The sequence below is a fragment of the Paenibacillus sp. ISL-20 genome, from assembly GCF_018613005.1.
In the GTDB taxonomy this organism is placed as follows: domain Bacteria; phylum Bacillota; class Bacilli; order Paenibacillales; family Paenibacillaceae; genus Paenibacillus_AQ.
The window spans coordinates 1-399 of the sequence record NZ_JAGGRD010000024.1 but is presented as its reverse complement, the minus strand read 5'-3'; the positions used below and the strand labels follow the sequence as shown (position 1 = coordinate 399).

General features: G+C 42.4%; 1 protein-coding gene. It reads left to right on the top strand.

Features of this window, described 5'->3' with window-relative positions; genetic code table 11:
• Window positions 1-381 (top strand): IS5 family transposase (locus J7E85_RS14530; protein ID WP_215158888.1); only part of this gene is annotated, 381 nt, incomplete at its 5' end.
• Window positions 382-399 lie beyond the last annotated feature (18 nt).

Genomic DNA, 399 nt, shown 5'->3' with positions numbered 1-399 from the left:
ATTCACGCCGTGGTTGATGCTTTAGGTAATCCCCTGCGCTTTAAGCTGACAGGAGGTCAATGCCACGATTCGGTAACCGGCTACGAAATGTTAAAACAGATGGATCTAACGAAAAAACAGGTGTTGGCTGATCGAGCCTACGACACCAATCAAATTCTTCATTTGTTAGAGCAGCAATCAGCTACACCTGTGATACCCAGTAAGAAAAATCGCCGCAAACCAAGAAAATGGGATAAAGAAATTTACAAAGAACGGCATCTCATTGAATGTTTTTTCAATAAAGTAAAACATTATCGTCGGTTGGCGACTCGCTTTGATAAGTTAGCAAGCTCATTCAAGGCTTTTTTAACGCTGGCATCAATTATGGTCTGGCTCGCTTAGGTTTGCATACACGCCCTA